We start from the raw sequence: 1,247 nt of genomic DNA, 5'->3' as shown, positions 1-1,247 counted from the left end.
AATTGCAGTTCTTCATTACTCTCGGCCCCGTCACGGAGTCTGTCAGTGCACCGGGCGCACCAATGCCAATTGCTTCACCCTGGCTCAAACCACAGACCTGTTTCGCCTCACCAACTAGACTCGCAATTGCCTGTAAGGTTTGCCCATAATCATTTTTTGGTGTTGCAACTCGTTGCCGCCAGAGAACTTTTTGACCGTCCAAGACAACAGCCTCTATTTTCGTACCACCGAGATCCACACCAAGTTTCATAAATCCCCTTCTATCAACCATCCACACCCAAATATGAGCGTCATTTTGTACCTGATAAAGCCGATACCACGTTACAAGTTTATACACATTTTTGAAAATATTTTTTGCGATTAAAAATGCTTTCTGGTATAAAGGCGGGCTCTTTAGTGAGGACTCCAAAAAAGGGTCCGATATTTGAATTTTTTTGAACGTGCTTTCAAGGGACGTTTCGAAGTTGGAGGCAAGGTTACAATGTCTAGAGTATGTCAGGTTACAGGCAAACGCCCAGTAGCAGGAAACAACGTTTCACACGCAAAAAACCGCCCACGTCGTAGTTTTTTGCCTAATTTACAATCTCACCGTTTTTGGGTTGAGGGCGAGAAGCGTTTTGTTAAGCTTCGTGTATCTACCAAAGGTATGCGTATTATCGATAAAAAAGGCATCGAGACAGTTCTTAGTGAACTACGTGCTCGCGGCGAGAAAGTTTAGGAGATTGAGCAATGCGTGATAAAATCCGTTTAGTTTCAAGCGCTGGTACTGGTCATTTCTACACGACTGACAAGAACAAGCGTAACATGCCAGAAAAGATGGAAATCAAAAAGTATGACCCAGTTGTGCGTAAGCACGTGGTCTACAAAGAAGCTAAAATCAAGTAAGATTTTCTACCTTTCGAGGTAGGCAGCTTATTGCTTCCATTGAAAAGCCCGACTTTATTGTCGGGTTTTTTGTGCCTGTCTATGTCTATATTTTCAAAGTTTCAAGCTAATAGCCTTTGGGTAGTTTTACCTCTAATTCGATGGGTAAATGGTCAGATACCGGAAACGTTACCACGCCCGCCCTCTTAACCAATAGGCTACGACTCACCAGAATATGATCTAAGGCCTTTTCAGGGCGCCAGCTAGGAAATGAATGAGATACGCCCGGCAAAGTCACCAAGCCGGCTCCTTTTAGCGGAGAGTCATGCAGTATTTTCTCGGCATGGGTATTCATGTCGCCCATCAACACCACATGGTTATAG

The 1,247-nt window shown here is 44.2% G+C and carries 4 protein-coding genes; 2 read left to right on the top strand and 2 right to left on the bottom strand.

From position 1 onward, the window contains the following. Window positions 1-250 (bottom strand): ROK family protein (locus A3729_RS31980; RefSeq protein ID WP_156498234.1); only part of this gene is annotated, 250 nt, incomplete at its 3' end. A 231-nt stretch (window positions 251-481) separates the two neighbouring features. Between A3729_RS31980 and rpmB the strand changes: the two genes are divergently transcribed. Further along, on the top strand, window positions 482-718 hold the full coding sequence (gene rpmB, locus A3729_RS29765) for a 50S ribosomal protein L28 (RefSeq protein ID WP_068634572.1): 237 nt from the start codon (window positions 482-484) through the stop codon (window positions 716-718). Between the two features lie 11 nt (window positions 719-729). Further along, on the top strand, window positions 730-885 hold the full coding sequence (gene rpmG / locus A3729_RS29760) for a 50S ribosomal protein L33 (protein ID WP_068510851.1): 156 nt from the start codon (window positions 730-732) through the stop codon (window positions 883-885). A 106-nt stretch (window positions 886-991) separates the two neighbouring features. Here the strand turns inward: rpmG and A3729_RS33675 are convergent. Beyond that, a partial coding sequence (locus A3729_RS33675) for an endonuclease/exonuclease/phosphatase family protein (RefSeq protein WP_197476285.1) occupies window positions 992-1,247 on the bottom strand: 256 nt, incomplete at its 5' end.

The sequence above is a fragment of the Oleiphilus sp. HI0043 genome, from assembly GCF_001634935.1.
The sequence above is the reverse complement of the archived record's forward strand: the minus strand, read 5'-3'. Positions and strand labels throughout refer to the sequence as shown.

Excerpts from the sequence above, each read along its gene's own strand:
- rpmB (WP_068634572.1), top strand. The coding sequence starts at position 482 with ATGTCTAGAGTATGTCAGGTTACAGGCAAACGCCCAGTAGCAGGAAAC.
- rpmG (WP_068510851.1), top strand. The coding sequence starts at position 730 with ATGCGTGATAAAATCCGTTTAGTTTCAAGCGCTGGTACTGGTCATTTC.